General features: G+C 64.1%; 13 protein-coding genes. 7 read left to right on the top strand and 6 right to left on the bottom strand.

Annotation, left to right across the window (positions count from 1 at the left end; all coding sequences use genetic code 11):
- Positions 1-91: 91 nt before the first annotated feature.
- The 4 genes from ACOGI8_RS06395 (at position 92) to ACOGI8_RS06380 (ending at position 6,090) form a co-directional block, all read left to right on the top strand.
- On the top strand, positions 92-1,381 hold the full coding sequence (locus ACOGI8_RS06395) for an IS256 family transposase (RefSeq protein ID WP_419855237.1): 1,290 nt from the start codon (positions 92-94) through the stop codon (positions 1,379-1,381).
- 422 nt (positions 1,382-1,803) lie between these two features.
- Positions 1,804-2,793 (top strand): hypothetical protein, encoded by a 990-nt coding sequence (locus ACOGI8_RS06390; protein WP_419856042.1) that lies wholly within the window; start codon positions 1,804-1,806, stop codon positions 2,791-2,793.
- Positions 2,794-3,196: 403 nt separating this feature from the next.
- Positions 3,197-4,285, top strand: coding sequence for a hypothetical protein (locus ACOGI8_RS06385; RefSeq protein ID WP_419856041.1), 1,089 nt, complete (start codon positions 3,197-3,199; stop codon positions 4,283-4,285).
- A 266-nt stretch (positions 4,286-4,551) separates the two neighbouring features.
- Entirely contained in the window at positions 4,552-6,090 is a 1,539-nt protein-coding gene (locus tag ACOGI8_RS06380) for a hypothetical protein (protein WP_419856040.1), read from the top strand.
- Positions 6,091-6,102: 12 nt separating this feature from the next.
- On the opposite strand, the gene ACOGI8_RS06375 is transcribed toward ACOGI8_RS06380, so the two are convergent.
- The 6 genes from ACOGI8_RS06375 to ACOGI8_RS06350 all read right to left on the bottom strand — a co-directional run bounded on the left by ACOGI8_RS06375 (position 6,103) and on the right by ACOGI8_RS06350 (position 9,925).
- Positions 6,103-6,606, bottom strand: a complete 504-nt coding sequence (locus ACOGI8_RS06375; RefSeq protein WP_419856039.1) for a YbaK/EbsC family protein — start codon at positions 6,604-6,606, stop codon at positions 6,103-6,105.
- A gap of 60 nt (positions 6,607-6,666) precedes the next feature.
- Complete coding sequence (locus tag ACOGI8_RS06370) at positions 6,667-7,545, bottom strand: 1,4-dihydroxy-2-naphthoate polyprenyltransferase (protein ID WP_419856038.1); 879 nt, start codon at positions 7,543-7,545, stop codon at positions 6,667-6,669.
- Complete coding sequence (locus ACOGI8_RS06365; protein ID WP_419856037.1) at positions 7,542-8,393, bottom strand: acyl-CoA thioesterase; 852 nt, start codon at positions 8,391-8,393, stop codon at positions 7,542-7,544. Before ACOGI8_RS06365 ends, ACOGI8_RS06370 begins: the two co-directional genes overlap by 4 nt.
- Before the next feature lie 11 nt (positions 8,394-8,404).
- Positions 8,405-9,265: an acyl-CoA thioesterase gene (locus tag ACOGI8_RS06360; protein WP_419856036.1), complete on the bottom strand. Its 861-nt coding sequence runs from the start codon at positions 9,263-9,265 to the stop codon at positions 8,405-8,407.
- A gap of 63 nt (positions 9,266-9,328) precedes the next feature.
- Positions 9,329-9,652: a carboxymuconolactone decarboxylase family protein gene (locus ACOGI8_RS06355; protein WP_419856035.1), complete on the bottom strand. Its 324-nt coding sequence runs from the start codon at positions 9,650-9,652 to the stop codon at positions 9,329-9,331.
- Positions 9,653-9,658: 6 nt separating this feature from the next.
- The gene (locus ACOGI8_RS06350; RefSeq protein ID WP_323673011.1) at positions 9,659-9,925 is read right to left on the bottom strand and encodes a hypothetical protein; all 267 of its coding nucleotides are present in this window, start codon (positions 9,923-9,925) and stop codon (positions 9,659-9,661) included.
- A gap of 179 nt (positions 9,926-10,104) precedes the next feature.
- Here ACOGI8_RS06350 and ACOGI8_RS06345 point away from each other — a divergent pair, with 179 nt between their 5' ends.
- The 3 genes from ACOGI8_RS06345 to ACOGI8_RS06335 all read left to right on the top strand — a co-directional run bounded on the left by ACOGI8_RS06345 (position 10,105) and on the right by ACOGI8_RS06335 (position 15,502).
- Positions 10,105-11,196 (top strand): Zn-dependent alcohol dehydrogenase, encoded by a 1,092-nt coding sequence (locus ACOGI8_RS06345; protein ID WP_419856034.1) that lies wholly within the window; start codon positions 10,105-10,107, stop codon positions 11,194-11,196.
- 527 nt (positions 11,197-11,723) lie between these two features.
- Positions 11,724-12,362 carry a DUF418 domain-containing protein gene (locus ACOGI8_RS06340; protein WP_419856033.1) on the top strand — a complete coding sequence of 213 codons (639 nt, stop codon included), beginning with the start codon at positions 11,724-11,726 and terminating at the stop codon, positions 12,360-12,362.
- 83 nt (positions 12,363-12,445) lie between these two features.
- Complete coding sequence (locus ACOGI8_RS06335; protein ID WP_419856032.1) at positions 12,446-15,502, top strand: N-6 DNA methylase; 3,057 nt, start codon at positions 12,446-12,448, stop codon at positions 15,500-15,502.
- Positions 15,503-15,506: the final 4 nt, after the last annotated feature.

Genomic DNA, 15,506 nt, shown 5'->3' with positions numbered 1-15,506 from the left:
GGGACTCCCTCAAGGTTGGGCCTGTCAGGAATTTTGTGTATCGGGCGTGATCTGAGGGTCCGCAGCCGGGGGCTGTGGGCTGGAGAGGATCATGTCTGTGACTGATCATGACATGCCGGCTGTGCCGGCGAGCGAGGCTGCCGGCGAGGCGGCGATGGCCGACTGGGCCGAGCAGCTGGTGGCCCAGGCCCGCGCTGAGGGCGTGGAGCTGACCGGTGACGGTGGCCTGTTGACCGGGCTGGTGCGCCAGGTGCTCCAGACCGGTCTCGAGGTCGAGATGACCGAGCATCTGGGCTATGAGCGTCACGCTCCTGAGGGCCGCGGCACCCCGAACTCGCGCAACGGGTCGACGCCCAAGCGGGTGACGACCGAGATCGGCGAGGTCGACCTGGCGGTGCCGCGTGACCGGGCGGGCACCTTCGAGCCGACCACGGTGCCCAAGCACCGGCGCCGTCTCGACGGGCTGTCGGGCAACGTGATCAGCCTCTATGCGAAGGGGCTCACCACCGGGGAGATCCAGGACCATCTAGCAGAGATCTACGACACCTCGGTGAGCCGGGAGACGATCTCGAAGATCACCGACGAGATCGTCGCCGACATGGCGGTGTGGCAGAACCGGCCCCTTGAGCCGGTCTACGCCGTGCTGCTGATCGACGCGATCGTCATCAAGGTCCGCGACTCCCAGGTCGCCAACCGGCCCGTCTATGTCGCCATCGGCGTCGATCTCGCCGGCGAGCGCGACGTGCTGGGCCTGTGGCTGGGCCCCGCAGGCGGCGAGGGCGCCAAGCAGTGGGCAGCGATGCTGACCGAGCTGAGAAACCGAGGCCTCGCTGACGCGTTGATCGTGTGCTGCGACGGGCTGCGGGGCCTGCCCGAGTCGATCCGGGCGACCTGGCCCCAGGCCACGGTGCAGACCTGCGTGGTGCACATGGTCCGCAACAGCCTCCGCTACGCCTCCAAACGGCACTGGGGGCCGATCACCAAGGCAATGCGGGAGATCTACACGTCGCCCACCGCCGAGGCCGCCGAGGCACGCTTCGAGAGCTTCGCCGAGGACTGGGAGCACACCTACCCCGCCATGATCGGCTCCTGGCGGCAGGCCTGGGACGAATTCGTGCCGTTCCTGGAGTTCCCCGCTGAGCTGCGCAGAGTCGTCTACACCACCAACGCCATCGAGAGCCTCAACGCCAGATTCCGACGGGCCGTGCGCCATCGAGGCCACTTCCCCAACGAGCAGGCCGCGATGAAGGTCCTCTACCTTGTCGCCAACGCCAGACGCAAAAACCGCAGCAACCTGACCGGAAAGACCAACGGCTGGAAGACCATCCTGAACACCCTGACCGTCCACTACGGCGACCGGATCGCCGACCACATCCGATGAACACCATCACGGCCGGTTACACAAAAAATCTGACAGTCCCGTTGACTATTGGCGTGGCATCTTCGCCGGCTCAAAGCGCGACTCACAGCGCGCGCCAATCCACCGGCAGTACCGGCACGCTAAGGAGCATCACATTAGGCGTTTATGCACGCTGCCCAGAGGGGCAAGTGAAGAGCCCAATCAATGGACTCTTGTGCGTGAAGCCATCGTCCCTGTCGCTCCCCGCCAAACTGGATGAGCTACCGATGTACGGAGTCCCATACCGGGGTCCGTATCGAGTGACACGGGGAGCTCTACTAGGCACTCGTGATGCTGCGGTCGAAGCTCTCTTGCCGTATGGGAACCGGTGCGGGATGTCAGTTCACCGCTTAACCGCGCTACTTCTAGCGATTGGATTCTGGGAGACCCAGAAACAACGGTACGTGGAGGAAAATGGCAACGGTCGTGATGACGGCCCGCTCGACGCTCATGGAGACTTGTTCGAGCGAGAGAATGGTCGAGTTCCCGCGCGTTCTCTAATGTCGCTTTCGCGGGCAGATCACCGTTGGACCAAGGTCGAAGCTGGCGATGTCAACTCTCGCCTCTATTCGTCCGACGACCACAACAGCGCTCCGCACCGCGCTTTCTGGCATCCCGGTGTTGGCATGTGGCAGATTGACAAACTTGATGGAGGAAAATTCAACCATGCCGAACGGGCCAGCACGGAAATTGGTGGGAAGTTCGTCGCTTCGAAATTGCTCGACGAGTACTGTGGTACTCCTCAGAACTTGAAAGCAGGCGTGGACCAAAAGGCACTGCGGGGCTATTTGGCTAGGAAATGGAATGCGTGCTTGGGCGACAGCGGCAAAGAGAATTGCTGGATCACGTTGGGGAACATGTATCTTGCTGAGCGCGACGATCTGTTCGTGGTCGCGAGTTACAACATCTCAGACCGCAGCACTTCAGGCGGAGTCATACGCATGAAGTGCCTTTGGTTCGGCAAAATGATCAGCGGGCAATTTGACTGCCACTTGTTCGATACCGAGCGGCCCGAGGGCTATGTGGTTGATGAGACGCCAAACGGCCAGATTATCGGCCAAGGCAGCAGTCGGAACATCAGTCCATATGCATCTCCATTCATATCGACAACCTACGGCGGGAATCGATTTGCCGCTTTTCCAGGCTCACTGCTTCCGGACTCCTTGCTCACCCCAATCAAGGCCGTGCCTATCGGAGCATTGGTCCGCAGCTATTCTGGTTCCACGTGGCACTCCGGCACGTTCAATGGCAACGAGCTTCGGGTTGTGAGATGCCATGTGGCAATGGTCCGAGGAAGACCCAATTGTGTCTCCAAGAATGTCGCGGATGTTGCTGGCGACATTGGTGGCAGTTTTGCAGACTGGATCTCTCCACAGCGTTCAAGCGGCGACTGAGATTGCTCTTCCGATGCGTTAGTATCGAGTTACGAGACTGATCAAGGACATTATGTCACCTAGTAGCAAAGACTACCTGCTTCTGTTGGTACTACTGCTCACGCTCGGGTATTCGTGCTCGACGACTGAACAAACTGAACAAGATGTCGCAACAACCGCCCAGAAAACAAGAACTGGCATACTCTCCCTTGACAGAACAGGTAACAACACGACACACGAAATGCAGGTCGTACAGGATCAACATCCAGTGAGTGACTTACCACGCGAGCGCGCCAAATCTATTGTAACGACTAGTTCAATGTGGCAGCCACTAGAGGCGTACGAGCCACTGGGTACCGCAGCGATTAGGGGCACGCGCATCGGCCTCGGGGAGAATGACAAGGTAGGAGCACTACGCTACGAGTTGGAACCGCCTCGTGATGGGGAACTGGTCGGCACGATTCTCGATACTTGCGAATTCGAAAATGCCTTAGCGGCCCTGTTCGGCCGCCATGGAACTCATGCAGATGAAAACACTGTCCGCCACATCGAGGAAATGTGGTCGGCGGCAGGATGTGACGGGGGGATCGCACATGACCTCAGTAGCAGGTACGCATATATAGGTCAACATCAAACGTACTATTTCGCGACACTGGAGCGGGCGCAAGCTTATCGCGATAGCGTCGAACTTGAATCAAGATTACGACACCCGACAGGGCTTCCTGCAGGATCAATCACTCTTGGCTTTCTCTCGATCAATGCTCCGTATGGGGTCGAGTTCTTACCTGCAGACTCCTCATTTGATACAGTTCATGTACTGCCTTCTTCCTTGAGCAGGCGCGGCAATGTGCTTCGAGGCCTCGTGAGAAACTGGTCTCGAGATAAGTTTGCATATGGACTTACAGTCGAGGCAAATGGGCTACACTGGTCATGGCCGCTGTCGGTACAGCCCGGCGAGGTCGCGCCCTTCGAGTTGCATGGCTGGAACGATGCCCTCCAGATTGAGGAAGCCGACTTCTTGGTTCGTGCCGAACTGTCTTCCGATGCGGATCTATCGAGAAGCTTCGCAATCGAGTCAACTTGGCAAGGTGAACCACTAGTCAGATCGAGATTCGGCGAGATGCTGCCGCCAGCAGTCATCGATCAATTCCCCGAGGGCGTCTCGCACGTAAATTGGATGTCGGCAGTGCTTAAGCGACCCTGGTCTGCGCAGCCTACGGCTGCCGAAGGTTGGAGGAGCGTGGCCGAGTTTGAAGTGCGGGCATTTGTGGCCTGGATTCTGAGCGACGGTAGCATTTCCCACGTTATGCCGATTATCCCGAGTCTTGCATACTATTTCGATGAAAACGAGCAACGGTTGCATGATCCGTTTGTTGTCACCCACCTTCCGGATCCGAGAGTACACAACGATTTTTCTCTGGCGTACACACCCCTGTTTGATCAGGCGCACATCGTCGGTCAACTCCTTTGGATCGGCGGTGCCCATGAACCATACGGCGCTGGCGGCAATTGATCTATCTTGAACAGTGTTGGTCCAAAGGAAACCGGGGAGTGAAGAAAGCCGTTTCAGAAGGATTCCCCAGTAGAGAGACGACGCCCGGGTCTCAAGCTCCATGTGAAGGCGTGCGGGACTCAGAAGCACCGGCCATTCAACTACCGGCGCGCATCGCCGTGGCCCAGCGTCAACAGCAGTCGGTTTCTCAGTGCGATCGACACGCTCCGATGGACCGGCCGCACCAAGGAGTTTCCGAACAATCCGCAGCCGCCGCCGGGCGAGCAATGAGGCGCACGCCCTGCTGCGTTGTGGGCTGGGTGATGTGTGCCGGCCTGCTGCTCGCGCAGGGATGCAGCGGCGCGGCCTTGCATGAGCTGCCAGCAGCGGACAGCGCGGCGCCGGCGATTCGGCCGGCGGCGACAGCGGCGGCGGCGGCATCAGCCACACCGACGACCGTCGACGGGCTGCTCGCTGCCGAGACGACACAGCCAAGCGTTGCGAGTGACCGCCCCGCTGCGGCTGATGCGACGGTCAGGTTGAGCCTCGCAGAGGGCGACCCGTTCTGGTTCACTGACATGTACGTGACGTTCGACTCCGATCGGTTGGCCGATCTTGAGGACATGCGGGTGCTTCCCGCTGAAGGTGAGCCGCTCGGCCCGCTGCGCGATGGTCCTTCCCGAGTCGGCCAGCATGCCCGTCAGCCGGTGCTGAACCGGGTATTCGACATGTGCGACCCGGACGATCTGCTCGCCGAGGCCCGTCTCGAAGGGCCGCGGTCGATGCCGACGCTGCTGTTCCGCGAGCGGATCCCGAGAATGATCCAGCAGCGGGGACTGATGGGATGCGACGATCCCGACGCGCAGCCCGGCGACTACGACCCGCGCTATGCGCTGTGGTCTGTGTACAACATCAGCTGGTACCACACGCCCGAACAGGCACGCGAAGCGATCGCGAGCAGAGAAGCAGCCGCCGAGGAACGCCTTGCTCATTCCCTGCCCGACGGTGAACTTCCGCTGGGCATCTACAGCCCGTTCCACAGCGATGTGGTGCTGCCCGTTGCCGAGCAGGCTGTGGAGGAGTTGCGGGTGGAGCCCGGCTCGGTGTCGGTCATCGACGGGGTGGTGCGCGGCCTGGTCCGCAACTGGTCACGCACCATGTGGGCGTACAGCGTCAGCGTCAGCGTCAGCGTCGGAACGTGGCACTGGCCGCTGTCGATCCAGCCCGGCGAGATCGCGCCTTTCGAGATCGAAGGCTGGACCGGCGAACCGCCAGAACCCGCCCAGTTCATCGTCGAGGCGGAGTTCTCACCCGAGATCGACGTCTCGCGCGCTTGGTTCGTCATAGCATCTCCGGGGTTGCGGTGGCACTGGCCCCACGGGCTTCGCAATAGCGGCTTCCCGGCCGAGATGTACGAGTCGTTCCCTCCCGAAGAGCAGGTCCTCATCCTGCACGGATACGCGCGTGCCCACTACAGCTTGCCGAACAAAGTGGCCCAAAGACTGAGCCATCCCAGCCTCGCCGATGTAGCACACCTCGTCGCCATCCCCGACCTGCGCGGCTACGCCGCGCTCGGCTCCTCAGACGAACCCGGCGCCATTGTCGACGTGATTCGTATCCCCCTGTACGGGGTCTACTACTTCCCCGACGGCACGCCCGACGTCGACCAGGTGCGCCGCATCGAAACAACCCGCTATCCCATTCCCGCTGTCGAGAACGCGACCCATTTCGGGGGTATCTTCCAAGTCGATTGGGCTGTCCACCGGCCCGAGGGCACAGGCGTACGCGGTGTTTGGGCCGGCGGCGCACATCCGCCATCGCCGTGAACTCAGCACCGTTTAGGCCGGCGGGATCGTCTTGGCCAGATCGGTGACGACCTCGGCCGTGGGAAGCTCGGCGAGCGAAGCCGGTGGACAGAGGATCTTGCAATCGCGGGAGCCGCCGCCCACGATGACTTCGGTGCAGTCCATCACCCGGCTGTCGATCCAGACCGGGATGGCCGGGGGAAGCCCGAACGGCGTCACGCCGCCGATCATCATCCCGGTGCGTGCGATGGTCTCGTCGGCATCGGCAAAGGACGCCTTGCGGGTGCCCAACCGCCGCCGCACCACGCCGTTCACATCGAGCCGCGTTGACGCCAGCACCAAGCAGCACGCCATCGGTCGCTCGGCCGACTTGCCCACCACGCAGATGGCGTTCGCCGACGCATCCATCGAATAGCCGTAGCGCTCGCAGAATTGCGCCGTGTCGGCGAAGTCGGGGTCGCACTCCACGACCTCGTAGGCCACGCCCAGCGCGGCGAGATGCTCCAGCACTGCCCCCGAACTTGCTTCTGTGCTCATCGGGACATCATTGCGGATCGCATGGGCACAGCCACGGGTGGCAGCAGGGTGTTGCCGATGTCATGGTCCGAGGGCGAGGCCGACGGTCAGCAGGGCGCCCACGACGATCTGCAGGCGACCGGTTGCTGCGAGCACCGTCACCAGCGCAGCACCGCTGGCGCCGCGGACCACCGCGCGAACGGGCGCAACAGCGAACGCGATGGCGGCGAGCCCCAGCATCGTCCACGGTCGCAGCAGCGACAGGTACATCGGCGAGAACACCATCAACACCACGACCACTGCGTACATGGCACGGGTCGGCCCGTCGCCCATCCGCACCGCCAGCGTGCGCTTGCCGGCCTGTGCGTCGGTCGGCAGGTCGCGCAGATTGTTCGATATGAGCAGGGCCACCGAGCCCAAGCCCACCGGGACCGAGGCAGCAATGCCCAGCATCGTGAGGCGGGCGTCCTGGACGAACGCCGATCCCGCCGTCGCCACCAGCCCGAAGAAGATGAACACGAACAGCTCGCCGAGGCCCCGGTAGCCGTATGGACGCCGACCGCCGGTGTAGTACCACGCTGCGAGCATCGACGCTCCGCCGGCCACGACGAGCCACCACGACACCGCGGCGGCCACCACGATGCCGAACACGGCAGCCACGCCGAAGGCTGCGAACGCCGCATTCCGCACCGCAGCCGGCGACGCCGCTCCCGAGGCCACCAAACGCTGCGGACCTACCCGGGCCACGTCGGTGCCTCTCACCCCATCGCTGTAGTCGTTGGCGTAGTTGACAGCAATCTGGATGCACAACGACACGAAGAGCGCGAAGGCGGCTCGCCACCACACGATGCCGCCGTCTGCCACGGCGTCGGACGCTGCAGTGCCCACGAACGGCGGCACCAGCGACGCCGGCCAGGTACGTGGCCGTGCTCCGGCCAGCCACGTGCGTGCGCCCGTCATTGCTGCGGCGAGCCCAGGGGACCAGTGATGCGGGTGATCGCGAACGACTGGGTGCCGGTCGCCAGCAGCCCCCCGTCGGAGGCATAGATGCGAACGATGCCGTTGCCGATGGCGTTGTGGACGGCGTCGGATTCGATGTCGAGGAGCACCCATTCGCTCTCGGCTTCGCCGGAGATCCGCACCGTGTTGTCGAGGCTGGATCCCCTGAATCCGGCATCGAGGCTGACGCGCATGCCGCTCGGCAGCAGGTCGGCCAGCGCCGTCAGGCCCGGCCCGGTCGATGCCAGCGTGTCGTCGAGGCGCGCCCAGTACCGGACGTGGCGCTCGCCCGGCTGCTGCCCGGCGAGCCTGATGTCTGCGTGGTCGGTGAACGAGCGGCCCTCGATCGACGTCGAGCCGCGGGGCTCGCACGAGTCCGGCGGCGGCACGTCGGGTGCGGTCGTCCACGTCTGGTCGATGCCTAGCTGCCGACCGCCGAGGGACACGAGCGCACGCAGAATGACCCGGCCGTCGGCGGCATCGGTGATCTCAGCGGAGGCTTGGGTCATCCGGTTGCCGCTGGCGCCGATGTCGAGAGCGACGGCCGCACAGCCGCCCACCGGCAGCCGCGCCAGGTATTGCGCCGATGCAGCGGCCATGGGCCGGCCGGTGACGCTCTCGAGAGCCGCCACGGCGGCCGCGAGCGCACACCCGCCATGCAACGTGCCGGTGGCACCAGCCACGTCGTAGGTCACCGGCAGCAGCCAACGCAGCTCTTCGGCCGTCGACTGGAGGCCGAACCACTCGATCACCTCGCCGACGTGCGGGTCCTGCGGCGCAGCGTCGCTTGTGGCAGCTTCGGCGCTCACGGAGCCGAAAGCTAGTGCTGACTACAGCCGGAAGCCCTCGAGGGGCCGGCCACCCGCGCCACGGCGAATGACTGATTCCCTGTCGCCAGCAAAGCGCCATGGGGGGCGAAGATCCGCACGACGCCGTGACCGACAGCGTTGTGGAAGCCGTCGGTCTCGATGTCGAGTAGCACCCATTCGCAGTCGGCGTCGCCTGCGATGCGCACAGTGTTGTCGAGGCTCGCGCCACGCCACTTGCGGCCGAGGCTCAGGTGCATCCCCGTTGCGAGCGTGTCCGCCAACGCAATCAGACCCTGGCGGGTGGACGCCAGCGTGCCAGCGAGTCGCGCCCAGCAGAGGATCCTGCGATCGCCGGCGCTGTAGGGCGCAAACCGGATGTCGGCCTCTGTGCTGAACGATGGAACGGCGTTGTCCGGCACAGAACGGCGCGCCAACTCCTCCGGCGCCGGAACATCCGGCGGCTGCACCCAGTCCTGGTCGATGCCGAGCCGCCGACCGCCCAGCGACAGCAGCGCTAGCATCAGCACGCTGCCGTCGGCTGCATCGACGACCCGCGCGAGCACCTGGGTCATCCGCTTGCCGGCCGACCCGATGTCAAACGTGATCTCTGCGCTGCCACCGAGAGGGACACGGGACATGAACTGCGCCGAAGCCGATGCAACCGGCCGTTCGCTCCATGTCTCGGCAGCGGCAGTGACCGACGCGAGCGCGCAGCCGCCGTGCATCACACCGAGATAGTTGGCAACGTTCGGCGAGATGGGCAGAAGCCAGCGCAACTCGTCGTCGGTGGCCTGCACGCCGAAGAACTCGACGACCTCTGCGAGCCGGCTGCCCGGCGACAGCGGTTCGGTGTCGGGTGCCTCTGGGGTCACCGCGCCGAAGCTAGACGAGTGCTGTCAAGCCTGATCTCGCGACGCGCCCCAGCGGGCCCGCGCTCAACCCGCTGCTGCGGCCCAAGGGGCAGATTGTTGGGCCTGGTAGTGGTCGGGCCGGATGCCGAATGCCTCGATCATGCGATGCCACCCGCTCGCAGACGCGAGCAATGCGCCCAAGCGCAGTATCTGCTGCTCGTTGAAGTGATCCCCCAGCCGTTCGTACAGCTCAGGTGGGATCACGCCCTTGTGCTCGTATCCCGAGAGCCGATCGCACAGCGCGAGGGCTGCCTTCCACGACTCGGGCAGGTCCGAAGCCTCGTAGTCGACGAGCTGGGCCACGACTTCGTCGGTCAGTCCGGTGCGCACCAACGATGCGCTGCGCACGAGGCTTCAGTGGAAGCACTCGTTCCGGTTGGCCATACGGATGCGGCACAGCTCGATCATGTGCCGGTCGAGTGCACCGGGATCCTCGTCGGGATGGCCGCCGTACACAGCACCGACCCAACCGAGGAACAGGTCGATGGTGGTCTCGTCGGCAGCCAGCGTCCGGAAGAGGTTGTCGTCGGTGTAGGCCTTCGCATACCAAGTGTCCAAGCGGCGTTGCTGCTTGTCGTCCAGCTCGGTCACCTTCGGCAAGTAGCCGTGCTCATTCGCCATGACTCCCCCTCGACGGCCGTGGCTCGCTGGGAACGACGCTACCGCACCCTCCACCTGGGCGGCCGATGGCAGCCCGGACGCGAAGGGCGTCGGCGGGCACGCACTTTCCGCTGCGCGCCTAATCTCGGCAATGTCAAGCGAAGCCACTGTCGTGGCCGTACAACGCGAGGGGGCGTCACATGAAGGCAGCTGTGCTCTGCGAACAGCCGGGCGATCTGGAGATCGAGGACCTGCGCATCGACGCGCCCGGACCGCAGGAAGTGCTCATCCAGACCGTGGGCGCTGGTCTGTGCCACAGCGACTTGCACTTCATGGAAGGCCTGTTCCGCACGCCTCTGCCCATGGTGATGGGCCACGAGTCGGCCGGCGTGGTGGAGGCCGTGGGCAGCGACGTGAGCTACGTGAAGCCCGGTGACCATGTGGTGGCGTGCCTGTCGATTTTCTGCGGCCAATGCCACCGCTGCCTGTCGGGCAACCCGCACCGCTGCACCAACATCCGGGCCACCTCGCGGGCCAAGGGCGCCGCAGCCCGACTGGAGCGTGACGACAGCACTGAGGTGGGCCAGATGGCTCGGCTCGGTGGCTTCGCCGAGCAGATGCTGGTGCATCAGAACGCCGTCGTGAAGGTGCGGCCCGACATGCCGCTCGACCGGGCATGCCTGATCGGTTGCGGCGTCACGACGGGCTTCGGTGCGGCGGTGAATACCGCAGGCGTCGGCGTGGGCAGCGTGGTGTGCGTGATCGGCTGCGGGGGCATCGGCCTGTCGGCCGTGCAAGGCGCCCGCGTGGCCGGCGCCGGTCGGATCATTGCAGTGGACATGACCGAGACGAAGCTTGAGACCGCCCGCCAGATGGGCGCCACCGACACCGTCAATGCCGCCGAGGTGGACGACGTGGTGACCGCCGTGAAGGACATGACCAAGGGCGGCGTGGAGTACAGCTTCGAAGCCATCGGCTTGGCCGAGACGGTGCAGCAGGCGTTCAACATGCTCGACATCGGCGGCACCGCCACCGTGATCGGCATGGTGCCCTCGAAAACCAAGGTCGAGCTGCGCGGCATCGACTTCCTGTCTGAGAAGAAGCTGCAGGGCTCGATGATGGGCTCGAACCAGTTCCGCAGCGACATCCCGATGATGATCGACCTGTACCTCGATGGCCGTCTCATGCTCGATGAGATGATCTCGGCACGCATCGACCTCGAACAGATCAACGAGGGCTACGGCTGGATGAAGGCCGGCGAATCCAACCGCACCGTCATCACCTTCGACTGAGGTCGCTGCCGGCCCGCGAGCCTGCAGTCCTCGCCCGACTGCCATGACGTCGGGTCCGCTGGCAACGCGGGCCGCTGAACGCATCACGACGCTCGACGCCGTGCGCGGCGTGGCCGTGCTCGGCATCTTGACGATGAATGCCGTGGCATTCGGCCTGCCCGCCGCCGCCTACGCCAACCTCGATGCCGGCGGCTCGCGGACGGCGCTGGACTGGGTTGTCGGCGGCGCCGGAGAGATCTTCGCCGACCAGAAGTTCATGGGCCTGTTCTCGATGCTGTTCGGCGCAGGCGTAGTGCTGTTCGCCGAGCGGGCCGCGGCGAAGGGCAGGCGCAGCGTGCTGCTGAGCCTGTGGCGCAACGCGCTGCTGCTGGGCATCGGCATCGTGCACCTGTCGTTCTGGGACGGCGACGTGCTGTTCGCCTACGCCTTGTGCGCGCCGGTCGTGCTCGCACTGCGACGCCTGCCCGCCAAGGTGCTCCTTGCGCTGGGCGGCACGTGCTACGTCGCAGTGGCAGTTATCGTGGGTCGTGCAGTCGTCGCTGCGCAGCTTCTCCAGCGTGCTGATCGACTTCTGGCACTACGGCGACTACTACGGCGTCATCGAGACGTGGTTCCTGGCCGACTACTTCGGTCGAGCCTTGGGCGCCATGCTCATCGGGGCGGCGCTCTACCGGACAGGTGTCATCAGCGGCAACCAGACGCCGTCGTTCTACTGCCGCATGGCCGCATGGGGCCTCGGCGTCGGCTTGCCGCTGTCGACTGCCGGGTTCGCACTGATGGCCGCCACGGGCTTCGATATCGACTGGGCCGTGGCGGGCACCATCCCCAACACGCTGGCGACTGTGCCGCTGTGCCTGGGCTACCTCAGCCTGATCGCCCTGTGGAACTCGGCGAGGGAGGGGGGCCTGCGACAGCGCATCCGCGCCGCGGGACGCATGGCGCTCACCAACTACCTCACCCAGACAGCATTCGGCCTGCTGGTGCTGGGCGTTCTGCTCGACGATCTGGATCTGAGCCGCAGCGGGATCGCCATGTTCGTGGTGGCCGTGTGGGCGGTGCAGCTGTGGTGGTCGAAGGCCTGGCTGGACCGATTCGCCTTCGGTCCCGTCGAATGGCTGTGGCGCTGCGCCACCTACCGCCGCTGGCAGCCAATACATGCTCGCTAGCGAACCGCTGAGCTACTGACGGGGACCCGTTAGTCGGCCGAATTGCAAGAGGGTCGCCGCAGTGCGCCGTTACAGTCGAACGAGTGAATCCAGAGGCCGCGGTCGACTTGGGGGCCGTCGTCGGCCGGCTCTGCGACCGCAGCGCTCCAGGCCGGACCGAGGCCACCGTCCAGTCGGACATCCGCCTCCTGCTGATCGCCTCGGGACTCAACATTTCCGACGACGACATCATCGATGTGACCTTGGAAGCCCCCCTCGGCGACCGCCGCAGGATTGACATCGAGATCGGTCGAACCGTTATCGAGGTCAAGAGATCGCTCGCCAGCGGTGCGTCGCTCGAAGATGCGACTGCGCAGTTGAGCGGCTACGTCGCCGAACGCGAGCGCCAACTCAGCCAGCGCTACGTCGGAATCGTGACGGACGGCCGCGACTGGCACCTCTTCCACCGCGTCGAAGACGGCCTCGGGCCGGTGGCCGTGCACGAGGTGGATCCCACATCCCCGGAACCCGAGCCACTGATCACGTGGCTCGCCGCCGTACTGGCCACGCAGCACGAGGTCATTCCGACCCGTGAGGCGCTCTCAAGTCGGCTCGGTGCCGACAGCCCCGGGCATGAACTCGAACGCGCTGCACTGCGCGGGATGTACGAAGCGAACCGAGACAATCCAGAAATCCAGATCAAGCGAGAACTTTGGGCAAAGCTCCTGACGACGGCGCTCGGTACGCAATTCGGCGACAACGAAGACGATCTCTTCGTCGAGCACACCCTGCTCGTTGCCACCGCCGAGTGCGTGGCACACGCAGTGCTCGGCTATCCGATCACCCAGCTCACGCCGGCCAGCCTGCTGCGGGGCGAGCTGTTCGGACAGCAGTCACAGATACACGGAGTCGTGGATCACGATTTCTTCGACTGGCCCCTCAACTGTGGCGAGCCTGGAACCGTGTGGGTCGCAGCTCTCGCGAGACGCCTGCAACAGTTCGATTGGTCGAACGTAACGCATGACGTCATGAAGACGATCTACGAGTCGGTCATCGGCGTTGACACCCGAAAGCGGCTCGGTGAGTACTACACGCCTGACTTTCTGGCCGAAGCGATGATCCAAGAAGTCGTCACCGACCCCATCCAGATGACGGTCTTGGATCCCAGCTGCGGGTCTGGCACGTTCCTCTTTCACGCAGTGCGCGGCTACCTGGCCGCTGCCGAGCGCGCGGGCATCGCGAACGGTGATGCTGTGGCAGGAGTTGCTCGGCGGGTCTTCGGCGTTGACGTGCATCCGGTGGCGGTGACTCTGGCCCGCGTCACCTATCTGCTCGCAATCGGCGCCGAGCGGCTGTCAGCGTCCGACAGAGGGCCGTTGAGAATTCCCGTGTTTCTCGGCGACGCGCTCCAATGGGGCCAACGCGGCGACATCTTTGCGTCAGAGACGCTCAACGTGACCACGAGTGACGGTGCACACCTGTTTGCCGACCAGCTTCGATTCCCTCAGGCCCTCCTGGCCGATGCCGATCGGTTCGACGCGCTCGTTTCTGACCTTGCGGAGACGGCCACGACACGCGAACCCAGCTCTCGTCCGACGGTCTTTGCTTCGATTGCGAATCGACATGGCCTCTCTGAAGCCGATGCCGTCACCGTGCGCGCCACCTTCGAGGCCATGTGCCGCCTTCACGATGAGCGCCGCGACCACATCTGGGGCTACTACGTCCGCAATCTGGCCCGCCCCGCTTGGCTGGCGCTGCCGGACAATCGTTGCGATGTCTTGATTGGCAATCCGCCGTGGCTGGCGTACCGGCACATGACAGAGTCCATGAAGATGATTTTTCGCGAAATGTCGACCACACGTGGTCTGTGGTCGGGCAGGCATGTCGCGACGCATCAGGACCTCGCCGACTTGTTCGTCGTCAGGGCTGTGGAGCAATACCTGCGAGTCGACGGGCACCTGGCGTTTGTCATGCCGGCCGGAGTGCGAACGAGGGCACAGTCCGACGGGCTTCGCGCAGGTCGGTACGCGGTCGGGAAGAGTGACAACGTGTGCATCAACTGGCGGATGCCTTGGGAGCTGTCGGACATCAGTCATACCTTTTTTCCTCGCACAGCGTGTGTCGTGTTCGGCACCAGATCTCGCGAAGCCCAGACGCTCACTCCCCAGTTCGAGCGGTGGACAGGCAAGCTGCACAACCCGAACGCCGATTGGGATTCCGTTCGCGCCGCGCTCTCGCGCACTGTTCAGGTTGACGAACCTGTCGAAGCAACCCAGCCGTCGTCGCCCTACAAGCCGATATTTCGAAACGGGGCCAACATTTACCCACGTCTCTTGACGACCGTCAAACCAGACGTGGCACCGCCGCTCGGCGTCGGGTCCGGCCGACGGGCCGTGCGTTCGGACCGTGGGATATATGCCAAGTATGCATGGAAGAAGCTGCCTGATCTACGCGGAGTAGTGGAGCAGGAGTTTGTGTTTCCTCTCCTGATGGGCGAGTCGGTCCTTCCATTCATGCAACGGCAGCCGATGGAAGCGCTGCTCCCATTCGACGGAAGAAAGATGCTGGACGACGCGGATATCGACGCTCATGAAGGCCTCGCACGATGGTGGCAGGCAGCGACATCTCTCTGGGATGAGCACGCCGTCTCATCACTGAGCTTGCAAGAGTCGTTGGACCATTACGGCAAGCTCTCGTCGCAATACCCCCTCTCGGGAACACGAGTCGTATGCGCTGTCTCGGGCATGCACGTCACAGCGTGCAGGGTGACTGCCCCATATGCGCTGGTCGAGCATCAACTCGACTGGGCACCGATGCGTTCAGTCGAAGAAGCCCAGTATCTGTGCGCTGTCCTGAACTGCGCGGCTGTCACCAAGGCCGTTGAGCCGTACATGGTTTCGGGAAAAGGAGGCGGCCGCCACATCGGGTCGCACCTCTGGAAGCTGCCGATACCGCTCTACGACAGTCTCGACCGCCTGCATCGCAATCTGGCATCTCTCGGCGCCGAAGCAGAGCGATTCGTGGCAGAACTCGAGATTCCGGAGATGAAGGCCCACGGCAGAATGCGCTCCCGGGTCAGAGAGAGCCTCGCGTCGAGCGATCTCGGCCCCAAGATCGAGCACGCCGTCGCGGAACTCTTGAAGATGCCGCTTCCTGCGTGAGCAG

The sequence above is a fragment of the Candidatus Poriferisodalis sp. genome (genome assembly GCF_965204195.1).
Classification (GTDB): domain Bacteria; phylum Actinomycetota; class Acidimicrobiia; order Acidimicrobiales; family Poriferisodalaceae; genus Poriferisodalis.
This window is presented reverse-complemented; position numbering and strand designations above follow the sequence as displayed.

Coding starts and splice junctions, on each gene's coding strand:
- ACOGI8_RS06350 (WP_323673011.1), bottom strand. CDS start 9,925: ATGGCGAATGAGCACGGCTACTTGCCGAAGGTGACCGAGCTGGACGAC.
- ACOGI8_RS06345 (WP_419856034.1), top strand. CDS start 10,105: ATGAAGGCAGCTGTGCTCTGCGAACAGCCGGGCGATCTGGAGATCGAG.
- ACOGI8_RS06380 (WP_419856040.1), top strand. CDS start 4,552: ATGAGGCGCACGCCCTGCTGCGTTGTGGGCTGGGTGATGTGTGCCGGC.
- ACOGI8_RS06395 (WP_419855237.1), top strand. CDS start 92: ATGTCTGTGACTGATCATGACATGCCGGCTGTGCCGGCGAGCGAGGCT.
- ACOGI8_RS06370 (WP_419856038.1), bottom strand. CDS start 7,545: ATGACGGGCGCACGCACGTGGCTGGCCGGAGCACGGCCACGTACCTGG.
- ACOGI8_RS06375 (WP_419856039.1), bottom strand. CDS start 6,606: ATGAGCACAGAAGCAAGTTCGGGGGCAGTGCTGGAGCATCTCGCCGCG.